At 34.6% G+C, this 19,024-nt stretch carries 14 protein-coding genes; 13 read left to right on the top strand and 1 reads right to left on the bottom strand.

Annotation, left to right across the window (positions count from 1 at the left end):
- The first annotated feature begins 6 nt into the window (after window positions 1-6).
- From DRF57_RS18540 to DRF57_RS24195, 8 genes are all read left to right on the top strand, one after another.
- Entirely contained in the window at window positions 7-1,008 is a 1,002-nt protein-coding gene (locus DRF57_RS18540; RefSeq protein WP_047485848.1) for an HlyD family secretion protein, read from the top strand.
- An 18-nt stretch (window positions 1,009-1,026) separates the two neighbouring features.
- Entirely contained in the window at window positions 1,027-2,193 is a 1,167-nt protein-coding gene (locus DRF57_RS18535; protein WP_047486297.1) for an ABC transporter permease, read from the top strand.
- Window positions 2,183-3,367 (top strand): ABC transporter permease, encoded by a 1,185-nt coding sequence (locus DRF57_RS18530; RefSeq protein ID WP_052188508.1) that lies wholly within the window; start codon window positions 2,183-2,185, stop codon window positions 3,365-3,367. Before DRF57_RS18535 ends, DRF57_RS18530 begins: the two co-directional genes overlap by 11 nt.
- A gap of 532 nt (window positions 3,368-3,899) precedes the next feature.
- Window positions 3,900-5,171, top strand: coding sequence for an NAD(P)/FAD-dependent oxidoreductase (locus DRF57_RS18525; RefSeq protein ID WP_115920129.1), 1,272 nt, complete (start codon window positions 3,900-3,902; stop codon window positions 5,169-5,171).
- A gap of 207 nt (window positions 5,172-5,378) precedes the next feature.
- Window positions 5,379-5,606, top strand: a complete 228-nt coding sequence (locus DRF57_RS18520; RefSeq protein WP_115920127.1) for a hypothetical protein — start codon at window positions 5,379-5,381, stop codon at window positions 5,604-5,606.
- Between the two features lie 29 nt (window positions 5,607-5,635).
- On the top strand, window positions 5,636-5,845 hold the full coding sequence (locus DRF57_RS18515; RefSeq protein ID WP_115920125.1) for a hypothetical protein: 210 nt from the start codon (window positions 5,636-5,638) through the stop codon (window positions 5,843-5,845).
- 132 nt (window positions 5,846-5,977) lie between these two features.
- Window positions 5,978-6,103 carry a hypothetical protein gene (locus DRF57_RS24200; RefSeq protein ID WP_307724825.1) on the top strand — a complete coding sequence of 42 codons (126 nt, stop codon included), beginning with the start codon at window positions 5,978-5,980 and terminating at the stop codon, window positions 6,101-6,103.
- A 4-nt stretch (window positions 6,104-6,107) separates the two neighbouring features.
- Window positions 6,108-6,197 carry a cytochrome d ubiquinol oxidase subunit II gene (locus DRF57_RS24195; protein ID WP_307724824.1) on the top strand — a complete coding sequence of 30 codons (90 nt, stop codon included), beginning with the start codon at window positions 6,108-6,110 and terminating at the stop codon, window positions 6,195-6,197.
- Window positions 6,198-6,234: 37 nt separating this feature from the next.
- On the opposite strand, the gene DRF57_RS18505 is transcribed toward DRF57_RS24195, so the two are convergent.
- Window positions 6,235-6,819 (bottom strand): IS3 family transposase, encoded by a 585-nt coding sequence (locus DRF57_RS18505; RefSeq protein WP_228450370.1) that lies wholly within the window; start codon window positions 6,817-6,819, stop codon window positions 6,235-6,237.
- 678 nt (window positions 6,820-7,497) lie between these two features.
- On the opposite strand from DRF57_RS18505, the gene DRF57_RS18495 reads away from it, so the two are divergent.
- The 5 genes from DRF57_RS18495 to DRF57_RS18470 all read left to right on the top strand — a co-directional run bounded on the left by DRF57_RS18495 (window position 7,498) and on the right by DRF57_RS18470 (window position 18,992).
- Window positions 7,498-8,487, top strand: a complete 990-nt coding sequence (locus tag DRF57_RS18495) for a helix-turn-helix domain-containing protein (protein ID WP_115920119.1) — start codon at window positions 7,498-7,500, stop codon at window positions 8,485-8,487.
- A 1,110-nt stretch (window positions 8,488-9,597) separates the two neighbouring features.
- The gene (ppk1, locus tag DRF57_RS18485) at window positions 9,598-11,589 is read left to right on the top strand and encodes a polyphosphate kinase 1 (RefSeq protein WP_115920115.1); all 1,992 of its coding nucleotides are present in this window, start codon (window positions 9,598-9,600) and stop codon (window positions 11,587-11,589) included.
- Window positions 11,590-11,703: 114 nt separating this feature from the next.
- Entirely contained in the window at window positions 11,704-14,007 is a 2,304-nt protein-coding gene (locus DRF57_RS18480) for a hypothetical protein (protein WP_115920113.1), read from the top strand.
- A 12-nt stretch (window positions 14,008-14,019) separates the two neighbouring features.
- A complete protein-coding gene (locus tag DRF57_RS18475) occupies window positions 14,020-15,189 on the top strand; it encodes a Pycsar system effector family protein (RefSeq protein ID WP_052188514.1) in 1,170 nt (389 codons plus the stop codon).
- Between the two features lie 62 nt (window positions 15,190-15,251).
- Complete coding sequence (locus DRF57_RS18470) at window positions 15,252-18,992, top strand: metallophosphoesterase (protein ID WP_228450369.1); 3,741 nt, start codon at window positions 15,252-15,254, stop codon at window positions 18,990-18,992.
- Window positions 18,993-19,024: the final 32 nt, after the last annotated feature.

Below are 19,024 nucleotides of genomic sequence, written 5' to 3'. Positions count from 1 at the left end.
ATTACAATGGCGACAAATCAGAAAAAATCAGTTATATTCATCAATATCCTCATCATTATATTAATATTTGGAGCGATAGCTGCTGTATCAGTTTATTTTCTCACAAGTCCGACAAAAGATTATTTACAGGGGCAAGCAGAAGCTACTGAAATTCATGTTGCACCTAAAGTAACCGGAAGGCTGGAGAAGAAACTGGCTGATGAAGGGCAGTCTGTAAAAAAAGGACAGCTACTGGCTATTTTATCCAGTCCGGAACTTGACGCTAAACTGATTCAGGCCCAATCTGCAAAAGATGCTGCAACCGCACAATACGATAAAGCGATCAACGGAACCCGTTATGAGCAGGTTCAGGGAGCTTATAATTCCTGGCAGCAGGCCAAAGCTTCCGCTGATCTTGCAGAAACCACTTATAAAAGAATGGAAAACCTGTACCAGGAAAAAGTAATTCCTGCGCAAAAAAGAGATGAAGCAAAAGGACAGAAAAATGCTTCCAGAGAACAGGAAAAAGCAGCATACAATAATTACCTGATGGCAAAAAACGGAACCAGAACTGAAGATAAAAATGCGTCTGCAGCCTCTATGAGACAGGCTGATGGTGCCGTAAAAGAGGTGAATGTATATAGAAGTGAGATCAATGTTATTGCTCCTGCGGATGGAGAGGTAAATCAATATTTTCCGAATCTTGGGGAACTTGTCAATGCAGGATATCCCATTGTAAATCTTGTGGATCTGAATGATATCTGGGTAGTGATCAACATCAAAGAAGACCAGATGGGAAAATTCAAAATGAACAGCAAATTTGAAGGAGTAGTTCCTGCATTAGATAACAAAAAAATTGAACTTCAGGTAAGATTTATTGCTCCACTTGGAGATTTTGCTACCTGGACAGCCACCAAAACGAAAGGAGGCTTTGATATGAGAACATTCAAAGTTAAAGCCTATCCTACAAAGAAAATTGAAGGATTCCGTCCGGGGATGAGTGTACTGATACCCTCTGTAACATTATAACTAACCAAAATGGATACAATGAAAAACGGCTTTTGGAAAGTGTTTTTCTATGAATGGAAAACAATCATAAAGAAACCTAGTATAATACTTTGGACATTAGGAGTTCCTTTAGCCATATTTATCCTATATGCTGCCATTTTTGGTGACGGCGTACTTCGGGAGCTTCCCATAGCCGTTTTGGATGAGGATAAAACATCTCTGTCACGAGAGCTTATCAGACAGATAAATGCTAATTCTACACTGGATTTCACAAAAGAAGTAAATACCGAAGGCGAAGGACTTAAACAGATACAAACCAGTGATGTATTTGGTTTGGTTATTATTCCCGATAACTTTAAAAAAGATATCAGCCGCGGGAAGAATGTCAATGTGGTATTATATGTCAATAATGATTACATGACACCTGCAGGACTTATCAATAAAGGATTTAACACAGTCGTAGGAAATTTCTCTGCTTCTGCAAAAGTTAATGTAATTATGAAAAGGGGCTCCTCTTCGTTACAGGCGAAAAACGCTGTTCAGCCTGTTATTATGAGAAGCCATACATTATTTAACCCTTTTCTTAACTATGCCTATTACCTTTGTCTTTCTCTTTTTCCAATGACATTACAGCTTACGGTAATGATCACAACATTATACCTGCTGGGAAGTATTCTGAAATATAACAAAGGGACAGACTTATATCAATTGAGTGGTAATAATGTTTTCTTTGCATTTTTCGGAAAAATATTACCTTATACTATTATTTTTTCTTTACTGACCATTTTGATGGTAGCCTATCTATTTGGCTATCTGGGCATTCCGATTAATACCTCTGTTGTCAATGTATATATATTAACTCTTATTTTAATCATTGTATATCAGCTCATGGCGGTTTTCTTTGTAACGATCAGTAAGGATTTCAGATCCTTATGCGCTATGGGAGGAGGTTATTCTTCTTTAGCATATTCATTCAGTGGATATACATTTCCTCAGGAAGGGATGCCTACCGCAATTATGATTATGGATTCTATCTTTCCATTTGCTTCATATTCCAGAGCACTTACCAATATTGCCGTTAAAGGAATGCCCATTACTGAATCCCTTCCCTATTTGATAGGCTTCGGAGTTTTTGCTTTGATAGGCTTACTCTCATTAAAAAAATTCAGTTATCAACTACAAAAAGGAGGATATCATGACAAATAATTTATTTTACAGAATCATAAAGACCATATTTAAAGCTTGCCGGGCAGAATTACTCCATTTTTTTGGTGATCCCGCTTTACGGACTACATTTCTTATCATCACAGTTGTTGTTGCTTTTTTAAATAGTTCAATATACAGTAATGAAATTATTGAAAAAACGCCCATAGCAGTTGTAGATCTGGATAAGGGTAGTATGAGCAGAAATTATATAAGGATGCTTGACGCTACTCAGCAGGTAAGTGTACCTGTGGTTTCTAATGATATGAATGAGGCAAAAAAAGAATTTATTGAGGGTAAAGTCTTTGGAATACTGGTTATCCCTGAAGACTTTGAACAAAAAATATCTCTCGGACGCCAATCATCAATATTATTATATAGCGACGCCTCAAATATGTTACATAACAAAGCTATTTCTGGTGCTGCAGCCTCTGTTATGGGTACTTTTAATGCTCAAATAGAAATAGGTAAATCTTTACGCAGTGGACTAAACTATGGAAACAGTACGATTTCCCGCCGATCGATTACGGCTATCACCAAACCCGTTTTTAATCCTTACGGAGGCTATGGAACATTTCTGCTACCTGTTGTTTTTCTGATTGTTATGCAGACATTATTACTTACTTCTATTGGGGTTTTAGGGGGAACTTTCCGGGAACAAAACAAATACCTCGAAGCTTATCGTATTTCAGATTCTACCCATCTTAAGATTATTCCGGTACTATTAGGCCGGGCATTGGCTTACTTATTATTATGTATTCTGGTGTTTTCAGTGATCGTCGGAGGTACTTTCACTATTTTCAAATTACCTTTCAGGGCAGCATTTGGAGATGTCATTGTATTTTTAATTCCTTTCTTTTTGGCAGTTATATTTTTAGGATTTTCACTCATGGGAATTTTCAAAAGAAGAGAAGATGCAGCAATGTCTGTCACATTTTTATCTACCCCTGCAGTTTTCCTTACCGGAATTTCATGGCCGGTAGTTGCTTTCCCTCAATGGGTAAAAATATTGTCTTATGCATTCCCTTCAACCGTAGGGGCCAGAGGATTTTTAGCGCTTAGCCAGTTCCAGGCAAGTCTGGGAGATATAAAAGATTTATGGGGTCAGATGTGGCTCACAGCAGTGTTTTACTTCGTTATTGCCATATTGGTTAATTACCGGTTGAAAATTTCATAACCGTTATTAGTTATTATTTCAGCAGATAACATTTACGATTTATAGCATGAGTACTCCATTGGCCTAAAGCCAGCACCATGTTGATTACAAATAACTTATCAAAAATAAATAATTCATCATAAAGAGAATTTTAAACTATTAAAAGAGAATTACAGATAATACCGCCTAAGACATTGATTAATAACTTTGTCTCGTTGAAAGTAATGATTCATATCAAAATCAACTTAAATGAAATCTCACTTTTCAAATTTTATAGCACTTAAATGCCCGTGAATATGACGTATCTATTTGAAATTAGATCCAAAATATCACGGGTATTTTTATTTTATAACGTATAAAAGTATATTGCTGAACCAATAATAATTCCTTATGGAGAACTTTGAACCATTAAAAGAGAATTTAAGAAAGTATACCATAAAACCCTCGGCAATAACTTTTTTTTATTAAGAAACAGTAATTCAAATACAATAAAATATGGCCATACAAAAATCAAATTATTACTAAGTACTAACTATAAATTAACACAAAAGATATGAAGAAAATAGTTATCGTAGGAGGTGGATTTGCCGGCATCAACCTTGCCAATACATTAGGAAAAAATAAAGACTTTGATATTACCCTTGTAGATCACAACAATTATAATTTTTTTCCTCCACTGATTTATCAGGTAGCCACTGCATTTATTGAACCCTCAAATATTTGTTATCCTTTCCGTAAAATGTTTCAGGGAAAACCCAATGTGGAATTCCACTTAGGATCTCTTGTCATGATACACCAGCAAGCTAATATTGTGGAAACCGATAAAGGAAGCCTACCCTATGATTATCTGGTTTTAGCTATGGGAACAGAAACCAATTTTTTTGGAAACAAAAATATTGAAGAAAAGGCCTATCCTATGAAAAATATAAATGATGCAGCAGCATTGCGTAATCACATATTAACCAGTCTTGAAAAAGCCACCATTACTGAAGACCCTGAAGAAGAAAAGAAACTGAGAAATATCGTTATTGCCGGAGGAGGTGCTACAGGTGTAGAAGTGGCCGGAATGCTTTCGGATATGGCTCATAATATCATTTCAAAAGATTATCCCAACCTTAAAAAAGGAGTTGGTAGACTATACCTTATAGACGGCTCAAATGCCTTGCTTGGACCCATGAGCCAGAAAGCACAGCAGGAAGCATTAAAGGTATTAACAGAAAGAGGGGTAGATGTTATATTAAATACGTTAGTAAAGGACTACAATGATGATATTGTCACTCTGGGAAATGACCAGACCATTCCTACTGCTACTTTGGTATGGGCTTCAGGGGTAATAGCGAGACAAGCTCCCGGTCTTCCAGAATCTTCCATAACCAAAGGACGTAGAATAATGGTAGATGAATATAATAAAGTGGCCGGTACTGACAATATTTTCGCACTTGGTGATCAGTGTTTCCAAACATCAGATGCCGATTATCCGAACGGCCATCCTCAGCTGGCACAAATTGCCATCCAGCAAGGAATTTTATTAGCCGAAAATCTTCCAAGACTGGTGAAGCAGAAAACACTCAATCCTTTCAAATACAATAATAAAGGAAGTATGGCAGCAATTGCAAAATTTAAATCTGTAATAGATTTTCCAAAAGGTGGATTTATGAAAGGCTTTATGGCATGGCTTACCTGGTTATTGATCCACCTTGTTCCTATAGCGGGTTCCCGTAATAAATTTAAACTCGCTACCAACTGGATCGTAAGCTTTATAACCAATGATCCAACCCTTAGGCTTATCCTGGAACCTGAAAAAAAAGATTCTAATCCATCATAAGCATAATGACAACTCTTTACAAGTAAATATAAAAAATACAAAATGAAAAACACTAGCTACTCTATCCTTGCATTAGTTACATTGAGTTAGAAAATTTTAAAAATTAATCCGGAAACTGGTTCAGCGGAAACATTAATCAACACTCCCGGAAAATCTCCTGATGGTATTGTTGTAGATAATGTATATGGACATATTTATGCAACCAATATGGGGGGACTTACCGGCGGAGAAACACTTTATAACAATGATGGTTTCATTGAACAACGTATCGAGCTAGATGGATCCAATCATAAAATAATTATCCCTGTGGGAGGAACAGTTACCCCAAAACAACTTACGTTAGATCGTAAAAACGAACGCATTTACCGGTGTGACCGTGAAGGAACGCATGTAATGAATGCAAAATATGACGGCAGTAAACCCTTACCTTTGTAGAAAGAGGAAGAGGAAAAGGTAAAGAAGACATGATTGATGAAAACAAACATTGCGTAGGTATTGCTGTAGACCCAGATGCAGGATATTTTTCCTGGAACCAAAAAGGCCCTGCCAAAGGAGAAAACGGGCGTATCTTCAGAGCAAAAATTGAAATACAGAAAGGAGGAACAGCTACTAACCGTACCGATATTGAACTGCTTTATGAAAAACTGTCTGAATATGTATTGATTTGGAATTAGACTTTGTGAACAGCTATTTATATTGGACAGACAGAACCGTCAGGTAAAAATGGTGGACAAGCTGTATGATGTGGGTAATGCAAAAATAGATGCCCATTAAAGTTTACTTATTAATCTTTTTAAACTAAAAACATGTTTTATATAGTATTGGCATTCTTATGGATAAGCACCCTTCTCTATGTTATTATGGGAGGTGCAGATTTTGGTGCCGGAATCGTAGAGTTTTTCTCCAAAAAGCGAGCTAAAGACAGTAAGTAAAATAATGTATCAGGCAATGGGTCCCATCTGGGAGGCCAACCATATGTGGCTTATTCTTGTCATCGTCATCTTATTTGTAGGATTTCCAGACTGAACTTGCAACTATTTTTGAGACAAAATTTATATACTCTTTATGCTACATTTTTAGATAGATTAGACATTAAATTTTGATACTCTTTTATGGTTAAATTCCCTAAAGCCGAATGTCTTCTCTGAGTGTTATAAAATGTTTCTATATATTCAAACACAGAGTTTTTAGCATGGTCTCTAGTTTCATATTTATTTTGATAAATAAGTTCGGTTTTCAGAGTCTTGAAAAAACTCCCCGCTACAGCATTATCATAACAATTTCCTTTTCCGCTCATACTTCGGGTAATGTTTTTTCCGACTATTGACGTAAATTCTGTACAGGCATATTGTATCCCTCTGTCCGAATGGAAAATTAAACTGTCATGATCCTGTAAAGGACGGTGAAGCCGTGCCATTTTCAAGGCAGCAATACTTGTATCCTGAGCCTTCATCGTCTCACTTAATGACCAGCCGATAACTTTTCTGTCATATAAATCAATGACCGTTGTGAGATACAACCAGCCCTGACCTGTTCGGATATAGGTAATGTCAGAGACCCAGACCTCTTTACTACTTTTAACCTGAAAATTCTGATTCAGATAATTCTCTACAACAGGGTATCGATGAGAAGAGTTGCCAGTGGCAATGAAAAATCCATAAATTATCTGGGAACAGCTCTTCGGTTAGGTAGTATTTTCATCATGCCTTCTTTTGTTTACCTGATATATGGTTTCAGTAAAAATAAATTCTGGCAGCAAAATTTTCTGTTATTGAATAACCGGATGAAACAAAATACTAAATAATATATCTTCATTGTAATTTAATCCATCATAGATCAGAAAAAAAACAACCTACTACACATATACTACACACCATTAATTATTGGTTTTTTATTCTCCAGATTATAGAATAGTCTTTACTTTTACACCATCAAAATGAAATAGTAAGATCTTGCCCCCCTAATTTATAAATGGAGATAAGTACATTCTACAATCTCTTTTGTTGTTCAATTTTGATAGATCAACATTACATCATTATTTAAAATTTAATTTTTTAATAGGTAAAACTAATGCTATACTGTATTGGTTTGACATTGTACTCATCCTACTTACACAAATTGATATTATTGATTATAAAATACAAAAATCAGGAGAACAAAAAAACAGGAACACACAATAACGAAAAAAAATTTAACAACATCCTACTACTACTTTTCAAGGATTGACTAAAACAAGTTTTGAATATATCATTTCTAAGGTATATCGAAATGAGATAGTCGTCAGGTTTCCGAAAATATTGGCTTCTTCATACAATACCCATTATTTATGCACAATATTACCACGGTTAAAGCAGACCTGTATACAAGTTCAAAAAGTATGATGAATATCTCTGCATACATGGAACAGGATAAGCAAATTCCCATATATAAATTATCTGATATAGTAAAAGACATTGATGACTATGATTGGAATTTTGAAGATTATTATATTTCTTCAGATCAGCTTGTCTTTGAACTTAAAAATAAAAACATTTTCAGACCGGATTTTTATGCATTGATGCTAGGGATAAGTGGATGGATGGATATTAAAGTGAATGATGAAATTATCAGAATTGATAAAAATACATTTCTTGCTATAGGGCCCAACCATACACTTCAAAAAATATCACAAAGCAAAGATTTCAGGTCGAGAACAATTTTATTTACCAAGGATTTTCTGGTTAACAGCTCAAATAATTATTTTTTTTTAGAATCTTTTAATCACTTTTCGGTTCATTTTAAAAATGATATTAAACTGAATGATGAAGATCTGGAAAAGATTATCGATTTATATACCTCCTTGCTTTCCAGGCGGGACAAAGTAAATACCAACTTACATATTGAAGTAATCAGAAATTTAATTATTTCATACGTTTTTGAATCCGCTATTATTTTCTATAAAGAATTAAAAATAAATGCTTTACATAATCAAACAAGAAATCTTGTTTTTACTGAAAAATTTAAGAAAATAGTTTTTGAGAACTGTCCCAAGGAAAGAAGCCTTCAATTTTATGCAGACGCCCTTTTTGTATCACCTAAGCACTTAATTAAAATTATCAAAACAACCACGGGTAAAGCTCCAGGTTATTTTATTAATGACGCTATTGTTTCTATTGCCAAAATACAATTGAAAAAAAACAAGTTCTCTATTAGTGAAATTGCAAGTTCCCTTCCTTTTGCAGATCTGCAGTCTTTCAGTAAATTCTTTAAAAGACAAGTAGGGATTTCTCCTATGCAATACCGTTCCAAATTAGGTCTCAAAAATAACTTAGACTGATCATTTTCAAAAGCTATTTTTTAAATCATCAAAAAGAGAATATGAAACAATAAAAAGTGACATTGAGATAATAAAAAGCTTTATGAACCATTATAAATTTGTTTAAAACATGATAAAAAGGCTTTAGAAAGTTTCTAAAACTAATATCCCTTGTTTAACAGCAGCATCTAAAAAGCAGCAAATAAATATTTATTTATAAAAAATTCAAATACAAAAAATGAAAAAAACCTTGATAATCCACATTCTATCTACAATAGTCATTAATAATAATTATGTAGCATCATAAGCTTGTTATAGTACGAATTTTCCAGGTGTTGAATCTTCCTGCTATAGAACAAAGTAGAAGTGAGCAGATTCCAGAGAAATATAAAGACCTCCTGAAACTGTTAAAATATTCTCAACCCAGATGAGAATAATGACAAATTGATATATTTCAATATTTGAAGCCCTGATAGGCATTACAGAGTCAGGTATCTTGCCAGATTTGGTCAATATATAACTTGCTGTACATCTTTCTTCCAGTTTAATAGTAGATATAATCCCTAACAATTTTATCTATATATGAACATAATAGTAAAATCCGTTTTTTCATAATTTATAAAAAGATGTACAGCAAACTCTGTGATAGTAAATCAAAAAAATATGCAACAAGACTCTATCAATTATTCTCTGTTTTTAGATAAAATATTAAAAAAATTAAGGAACCCAATCGGCAAATGGTTTTGGTTGAAATGCCGGTTTTATATTCGTTGTACATCTTCTCTTTTTAAGTTTAATAAAAAATGATTTAGTTCAGTTCATTTCAATATATCAACAGTAATTTATATTTATAGACATCATTTTAAATACTTTTTTTTCCACATTTTACTGAAGATGTACAACAGGTTCCATATAATCTCTAAAAAACACAAGTGTAAAATTTATAAAAACCAATCCTATACCATTCATTCACAGCATCATTACTACTTTTAACACCAACAATAGGATTAAAATTATTAAACAATTTATATTCCTTACGGTTATCATTTTCACAAAATACCTAAGAGTATCCATCTTGTGGTAACCGTATTGTATTATTTTATAATAAATATCTGATTAAATAACGGATAAATGAAAACTATTGCGCCTTTATTTACAGATAGAGACTTGAGTTGGCTATCTTTCAATGCAAGAGTTCTATCTGAAGCGGAAAATGATACCGTGCCTTTAATGGAACGGCTTAATTTTCTTTCTATTTTTTCTTCCAATTTGGACGAGTTCTACAAAGTCAGAATACCCAAATTATTGATAGGAAAGAAAAAATCATTAAGAAAAATCATTCATAAAGAAATTGTAAATCAGCAGGAATTTTTTGGAAGAATATTACATAATAAAATACTACCTCAGCTGCAAAAGGAAAATATTGAGCTTATTTACAATAAGCCAATTCCTGTATTTATGGAAGGCAGGATTATACAATATTTCACCCGTCATATAGCTCCTGCCATAGAATTATACCCGCTTCCTCTTAAAGATAATTTCCTTATAAAAAGCAATTCTTTATATCAGGCTATTTTTACCACTTCCATAGAGGGTAAAGAAAATATGTATATCCTTAAAATCCCAACTCATAAAGTCTCAAGATTTTATGAAACGGACAGCAACAATCGTAGGCATATTGTTTTTATTGATGATATTTTAAAGAAATTTCTACCGGAAATGTATTTTCCCAATATGGCGGTAAGTATATGGAATTTTAAAGTCACCCGGGATGCCAATATCAATTTTGAAAAAGAAGAAGATATCCTGGAAAACCTGGAGGTATATCTTGAAAACAGGGAAAAAGGGAAAACCACCAGATTTCTGTATGAGAAAGATATGCCACTTAAAAAACTTCAAAATCTGTTGCAGGTACTAAGTATCCCTTTTAGAGATGCCGTAGCCGGTAGTGCCTATCACCATTTAAAAGATTTGAATTTGATTTCAATTGAAGATGAAAAGGCCTCCTACCCTTCTATGAAAACATTGGAAAGACATACAGGTGAAGGATTTGTATTTGAATTGATTGATAAACAAGATTTTATGATTCATACTCCCTATGAGTCTTATGATAAAGTTATTGACTTTTTTATGGAAGCGGCAACCGATGAAAAAGTAACTGAAATTTATATTACCATTTATAGGACAGCAATGAACTCCGTCATCATTGAAGCTCTTATGATCGCAGCCAAACTGGGTAAAAAAGTAACAGTCTTTGTAGAGCTTAAAGCCAGATTTGATGAAGAAAACAATCTGAAATGGTTAAGGAAAATGAAAAATGCAGGAGTACATATTATTACCAGCATTCCAAAACTCAAAGTACATGCAAAAGTAGCTTTGATCAAAAGGGATAAAAAAAAGTATGCACTGGTTTCCACAGGAAATTTCAATGAGTCTACAGCCCGTTATTATACGGACCACATTCTGTTTACAGCGAGTTCTGAAATTTCCAACGAAATAGAGACATTTTTCAATTTTTTACTGAAGAAAAGGAAACCTTTAAGTCCGGATGAAGTTTCATTTAATCATTTGGCTGTGGGACAGTTTAACCTCATGTCACTTATCCTGGAAATGATCGAAAGAGAAATCCGGAACCATAGGAAAGGTAAGCCCTCAGGGATCACCATCAAAGTAAATAACCTTGAAGAGATTATCATCATAAGCAAACTTTATGAAGCCTCACAGGCCGGAGTTAAAGTTGAACTTATCGTACGAAGCATCTGCTGTCTTGTACCAGGAGTACCGGGACAAAGTGAAAATATAAAAGTAACCCGGATAGTAGACCGTTATTTGGAGCACGGCAGAATTTTTATTTTCGAAAATGACGGGGAAAATAAAATTTTTATAGGTTCTTCGGATATTATGAACCGCAGCATGTATGATAGAATTGAAGTACTCTGCCCTGTATACTCACCTCAGCTAAAAAATGAAATTCTGGAATTAATCACCATCCAGATGAATGATAATATCAAAGCTACCGAAATCAATGTAAATCTTGACAATAAACCCATTTCCAATAATGGGATCCCTGTCCGTTCTCAATATGATATTTATGATCATATACATAAGAAATTTACTGAATAGCCACTTATTCAGAGGTTATCTAAACTAATAGCTTTTCAGGGTAAACCTTACTTACAGATAACTCATTATGTTTTAATTACCAGAAAATAATATTCCCAATACCATCATTCTAAAATGATTTTGAATACCTCTAAAAATAATACCTCTCACGAAAATTTAATCGAATTTTCCTTCAGCCCTTTTTTAAATTATTTAAAGGGTTCTGTCAGTCAGGACAGTGTACTCAAAAAAGTAATAAGAAGCGCAATAGAAAAGCTCAATAAACGTTTCCCTGATTCCAACTATAGTATTATCCCTGAAGATATTCCTCAGTATGAAGATCTTTATGCGCTGGTTTATCAATTAACGAACTCTGCTCTTGTAGATGAGGCTAATTTTTCCTGGGGGATTGCTACTCCTTTCTCCCATGATTGTATATTTGGAACACCATTTCTTTCAAAACAGCTGAAAGAAATACAGTCTTCAAAGCATGTAAATATCATTTATTGGGAAGAGAATAGAATACTCTCTGAAAAGGAAGTATTTGAAACACTGGCTTATAATTTTATTGTAAAGCGTGTCTATGATATTAATCTTTTTAATGAGATGGAGCTGGTCCTTTGTATCCATAAAAACGGTACTGACCAATATCTGGAATTTGTTATCAATGATGACTTTGTGGAGGTGGACGGAGTATTTCCAGATATTAAAAGAATACAATCTGAGATGATCTCAAAACAATCTGTTTTAGAATTCTTAAAAAAGCACTTACCCCTTGAAAAGGTTAAATTTAAAGGATTTTCTATCATTAGGATTGAAGATGTAACCTATAAAGTAACAAAAGAAAAGCTTCGTAATCTTTTTATTTCGCAGGATATTGAAAACAATATCCTTCTTCAGGCTACAGAGGCAATGAAAAGCCTTATTGGTGGTGATATTGATCTTCTTTTTCTTCCGATTCTGGAAATAGATGGGAAATTAAATACAGATATATGGAAAGATTTTGACTCTGTACTTTCTCATATTCTTACCAAATACAGTGCTTCATTTTCAGATTTTACAAGCTTTTTAGAAAGACATATAAAAAATCCCGAAATAAAATACCACATAAATGAGGATGAAACCTGGTATTCTTTTGAAAATACTTCTATTTCAGGGCTTTTTTCCCTTCCTATCTTTTTTCAGGATAAAATTATTGGATTATCAGTTATTCTGTATGAAAATGCAGGGTTACAAACTGACCTTATTCTTTCCAGTTTCAAAGAATTTACATTTCCTCTTCAAAACCTTTTTATTTCGATTATAAACAAATATTTAAGAGAGCTCAATCAAAGCATCAAAAATCATTTTACAGCCATCCAGCCCTCTGTAGAATGGAAATTTAATAATGCAGGAATATCTTATTTAAAAAATGAAAAAAATGGAGAACAGCTTGTCCCTGTTCCCATTCATTTTGATGGTATACATCCTATTTATGGAGCAATAGATTTTCGGAATTCTACGATTGAAAGAAATAAAGCTCTTACAGAAGATTTCACCACACAGTTGAATTCATTGGTTCGTACTTTGAATGCGCTAAAACACATTAGAAATGTAGACCTGTTGGGAGAAATGATTTATCAGGCAGAAGTTTTTATTAAGAGGATAGAGAATAATAACTTAAGTATTAATGATGATGCAGAAATCGCCTATTTTTTAACAGTAGAATCCATGGATTTGATTATGCAGCTAGGTATTCAGGATGTAGAAGTACAGCATCTAACAGCTCCTTATCTGAAAGAGCTCTCCGAAGACGGAGCTTTTCACAAGCAAAGCAATGCTATTGAGGAAACATTCCAGATACTGAACACACACATCATTTCAGTACTGGATAAGATGAATGAGGAACTTCAGGATTCTTATCCCTATTATTTTGACCGATACCGCACAGACGGTGTAGAATTCAATATATACATTGGACAGTCTATTGCTCCCGACAAACCTTTCAATGATGTTTATCTTAAAAATGTCAGACTTCGTCAGCTTATCTCCATGGTAAATATTGCCATCATTACAGAATCATGCCAAAATCTTCTTCCGAAAAAGATTCAGACAACCCAGCTGATTTTCGTGCAACCCAATACCATTACCATCAGTTTCCGTCATGATGAAAAAAGATTCGATGTTGAAGGAGCCTACAATATAAGGTACGAGATTATCAAAAAGAGAATTGATAAAGCTGTCATTAAAAATTCTGATGAAAGACTGACACAGCCCCGTAAAATAGCCATAGTCTATTATAACAAAAAAGATATTGAGGATTATCTTAAACATATTGAATACCTCCAGGAAAATAAAATTCTTGAACCTTCAATAGAAGACTTAGACCTGGAAGATATGCAGGGTGTATCAGGATTGAAAGCAATAAGAGTGACTATTCAGGATACATCAACGAAATAACAAAAACAACAAATGATAAATTATAAAGAACTTAGTCTTCTGGCTGAAAATGAAGTAACAAAATTTTTCGAGTCTGCTCCTCCAGAGCTGACTTATCATAATCTTCACCATACCTCTTCCGTAGCAGCTGCTTCTGAAATAATGGCAGAATATGATCAATACAATGAAAGATCAAAAGCTCTTTTGTTGATAGCAGCCTGGTTCCACGATACAGGTTATTTTAAAACCAAGGGAGAGAACCATGAAGTTGTAAGTGTAGAAATTGCACAAGATTTTTTAAACAAAAACGGAGGCCCAGATGATGATATAGAATTCGTAACAAGATGCATCCTCTCAACAAAAATGCCGCAGACCCCTAAAAGTGAAGAAGAAAAAATAATATGTGATGCCGATTTACATCACTTTTCCTTACCTGATTTTCTGGAATATAATGACAAACTTTGGAAAGAGAGGGAAAACCTATCAGAAAAAAAAATCTCCAAAGAAGAATGGCTGGCTGACACCCTCAAGCTGATGTCATCTCACTCCTATTTTACAACCTTCGCAGACACCAACTACACCTCTGGAAAGCAAGATAACATTAATCAAATAAAGGAACTCCTAAAAAAGAATAAAACAGACAATATTTCATCTTCCAAAAAAGAAAAAGCAGAAAAGCCTAGTAAAGGCGTGGAAACAATGTTTAGAATAGCTTCGGGAAATAATCAAAGGATGTCTGATATGGCAGACAAAAAAGCTCAGATTCTTATAACAGTTAATTCTATCATATTATCCATTATTTTCAGTCAGTTGATCCGGAAATTAGACGGCAGCTCCTATCTAAGTATGCCCACTTATATGATTTTAAGTGTAAATATATTTACCATATTTTTTTCCCTTCTCGCAACCCGTCCTAATCTTTCTTCCGGAAAGTATAGCCAAAAAGATTTAGAAGAGAAAAAAGTAAATCTGATATTTTTTGGGAATTATTACAATATGCCTTTTGATAATTACCATAAAGCAATGGTTTCCGTAATGGAAGACGACCACTACTTGTATCAGACACTCATTAAGGATATCTATATACAAGGAATTGTCCTAAGTAAAAAATACCGACGCCTGCGGATTGCCTATAACGTATTTATGTTTGGTATTTTGTCCTCCGCTATCAGTTTTATTATTTCAATCATCTTATTTAAATAGTCTAACAAAGGATTTTGAAACATACTTAATCAAATTCAAAAAACGAATACTTAATAAAATGAATGAAAACTACAACCTTATCAATTCGTAAAATTATGCACTTCAATATTAAAAATCCAGTTCCCGTTTCCATAAAAATATCTGTTCTTGGAATCCTACTTCAATCATGTGCCACCTATAATATTCAGAAAGGAAAAAATATAGCTGAGGTTCCGGCGCAGGATTCATCCAAAGTTGCCCATCAGCTTCTTCTTATTGGCAATATAGGAAACAGCAACAGGCATATGGGGCAAAATACTTTAAAGCAACTTCAAAACAGGCTCAATAGTGCCCCGGCCAATTCTACATTGCTTTTTCTGGGGGATAATATTGATCCCGGGGGTATGCCTGATAAAAATAATAAGGAATATAAACAAGCCAAGTCAACACTCGAAGATCAGCTGAGAATCACACAGAACTATAAAGGAAAGACAGTAGTTATTCCTGGTAATCACGATTGGAAACATGGGATTAAAGGTTTAAAAAATCAGGAAAAGACAGTCACCCAGTACCTGGATAATAAAAAAGCATTCCTTCCCAAAAACGGCTGCCCGATTGATAAAATAAAACTGGAAGATAATATCACTTTGATTACTATTGACAGCCAATGGTTTCTTGAAAATTGGGAAAACGAATCAAAAATCAATGCCGCCTGCAATATAAATTCCAGAGATGATTTTTTTGCAGAATTTGAAGGTTTGATCAACAAAAATCAAAATAACCTTATTGTTGTAGCATTACATCACCCTCTTATCAGTAAAGGCATCCATGCAGGATATTTTTCCTGGAAAGACCAGCTTTATCCCCTCGGAAATCAGATTCCTTTACCTGTATTGGGTACTATTATCAATGTATTCCGTTCAACATCAAGTATAAGCCCTCAGGACATGAACAATATTCATTATGCTGCCCTGACAAGTCGTATCAAATCTATTGTACAGAATAATAACAATGTTATTTTCGTATCGGGGCATGATCATAATCTTCAATATCTGGAAGAAAAAAATGTTCGACAGATTATCAGCGGCGCAGGATCTGAAAATGGAGCAGCGAAAGTGACAAATTCTCAGGATTTTTCTTTTGGCGGAAACGGATATGCCGTTCTGGATATTAATCAAGATAGCAGTGCTAATGTAGCTTACTACAATACAAAAAATGACTCGGAAAAACTTCTGACAAAAATTCAGGTACTAAAAAAAGCTCAGAAGCCTGGTGTTGAAAAAACATATCCTGAAAAATTCCCCAAAAATATAGTGACTTCGGTCTATCCTGAATCTTTAACAAAAAAATCCAAGCTATACACCTGGTTATGGGGTGAGCATTACAGAAAATACTATAGCACACCAATACAGGCTAAAGTAGCAACACTAGACACCTTAAAAGGGGGACTTTCCCCTGTCCGTGCCGGCGGTGGACACCAATCTAACTCCTTACGCCTGATTGCACAAAACGGACAGGAATACGCTATGAGAGGAGTGAAAAAAAGTGCCATACGGTTTCTTAATGCTGTAGCATTCAAAAACTCCAGCTTTGGAAGTGATTTTGAAGAAACTGTTGCTGAAAAATTCCTATTGGATTTTTATACCACAGGACATCCATATACCCCTTTCGCGATTGAAAATCTTGCAGAGAAAATAAATGTCCTTCATTCCAATTCTCAGCTGTATTATATTCCCAAACAAAAAGCACTCGGAGAATTCAATAATGGATATGGAGATGAGCTTTATCAGATCGAAGAACGGTTATCCGGAAGTGATGTAGATTTAAAACAGCTTAATGGCGCTACCACAACCATGAATACTTCGGATATGATGATGAATCTTCAAAAATCTGAAAAATATTCAGTAGACCAGCAAAGCTATATCCGTGCCCGTGTTTTCGATATGCTTATAGGTGACTGGGACAGACATGATGGCCAATGGCGCTGGGCAGAATATAAAGAAAATGACCAATACATTTATAAACCTATTCCAAAGGATCGGGACCAGGCTTTCAGTAAATATGATGGGGTTATCTTTAAATTCATTATGATGGCTCCTCCATTACGGCATATGCAGAGTTTCAAAGAAGATATCCGTGATGTAAAATGGATGAACCGGGAACCTTATCCTCTGGATCTTGCTTTTTTAAGAAATGCTACTGAACAGGACTGGAAAAAGGAAGCAGAATACATTCAACAAAACCTTTCAGACAAAGTGATTGATGGTGCATTCCGTAATTTACCTAAAGAAATACAAGATGAAACCATCCAGCAGATCCAGCAGACCCTTAAAATAAGAAGGGATAAAATGGTACACTATGCAACCGATTACTATAAAGCGCTACAAAAAACAGTATTGCTCACCGGAACCAACAAACAAGATCGGTTTGTGATTAAAAAAGAAAAAGATAAAATTTCTATTTCACAATATCGAATTAAAAAAGAAGGTGATGAGCTTGTTTTTCAACGGGAATATCCTAAAGGTGAAACTAAAGAAATATGGGTTTATGGATTGAATGACAATGATGTTTTCGATATCTCAGGAGCAGAAAGTACGGGAATAAAAGTAAGAATTGTTGGTGGACAAAACCACGATGTGTATAATGTTCAAAATGGAAGAAATATTAAGCTGTATGATTTTAAATCTCAGAACAACACCTATAACCTTACAGGACACACAGCTAAAAAAATAACAGATGAACATGAGATCAATACCTATGATTATAAAAAACCACTTTATAATTTTTGGGCCGGTTATCCCAGCTTAAGCTACAATCCTGATGAGGGAGTCAAAATTGGCGCTGTTGTAAACTATACCCAAAATGGATTTGAGGGCGATCCTTATACCGCTAAACATACTTTTAATGCCAATTATCTGACAGCTACAAGTGGGCTAGAACTTATATATAATGGTAATTTTCCTAATGCTATAGGTAAATGGGCATTTAACCTAAGGGGACGTTTTACAACGCCCAACTTTGCGCAAAATTATTTTGGCTTTGGGAATAATACGATTGATAATAAAGATCAGTTGAGTATTGATTATAATAAGGTAAGAATGCAACAGTTACAGGTAACTCCGTCTTTCTCCAAAAAAAGCTTTTTGGGCCTTGTACAGACCATTCAGCTAGGATACGAAGATTACAAGGTAAAATATACTCCGGAACGCTTTATTGCGCAATCCGGCCAAATTGACTCCCGAATATTCGACAGTCAAAAATTTGCAGGAGCAAAATATATATTCAGCTATGATCACAGTGATAATGCTGCTTTTCCTACTATGGGATTTGGATTTGCTCTATCGGCAGCCTGGAAAACAAATCTGGAGGATACCCAACGCAATTTTATGACCTATGAAGGTCTCCTGAACATTGCGCACCGTATTGACAGTAATGGACGCTTTGTCCTTGCAACAAAAGTACACGGAAAGTACATCAATAACGACAATTTTGATTTTTTTCAGGGAGCGGACCTAGGAGGAAACAACGGTTTAAGATCGTTCAGGAATTATAGATTCCTGGGACGTTCTTCTCTATTTCAAAGCAGTGAAATCCGCTGGAACTTTGGACATGTAAAAAATGGAGTCGCTCCTATGGATTTCGGAATATTGGCAGGATATGATTACGGACGTGTATGGATGGATGATGAATATTCACGCAAATGGCATCAGTCTGTGGGCGGAGGAATATGGGTAAGTGCTCTGGAAACACTTTCTATACGAGCTACTTACTTTACAGGAAGTGACGGAGGCCGGTTCACAGCAGGTGCAGGATTTTGGTTTTAATACAAAAAAAAATAATTATAAAAATTTAAAAA

This window comes from Chryseobacterium rhizosphaerae, from assembly GCF_003385455.1.
Classification (GTDB): Bacteria; Bacteroidota; Bacteroidia; order Flavobacteriales; family Weeksellaceae; genus Chryseobacterium; species Chryseobacterium rhizosphaerae.
This window is presented reverse-complemented; position numbering and strand designations above follow the sequence as displayed.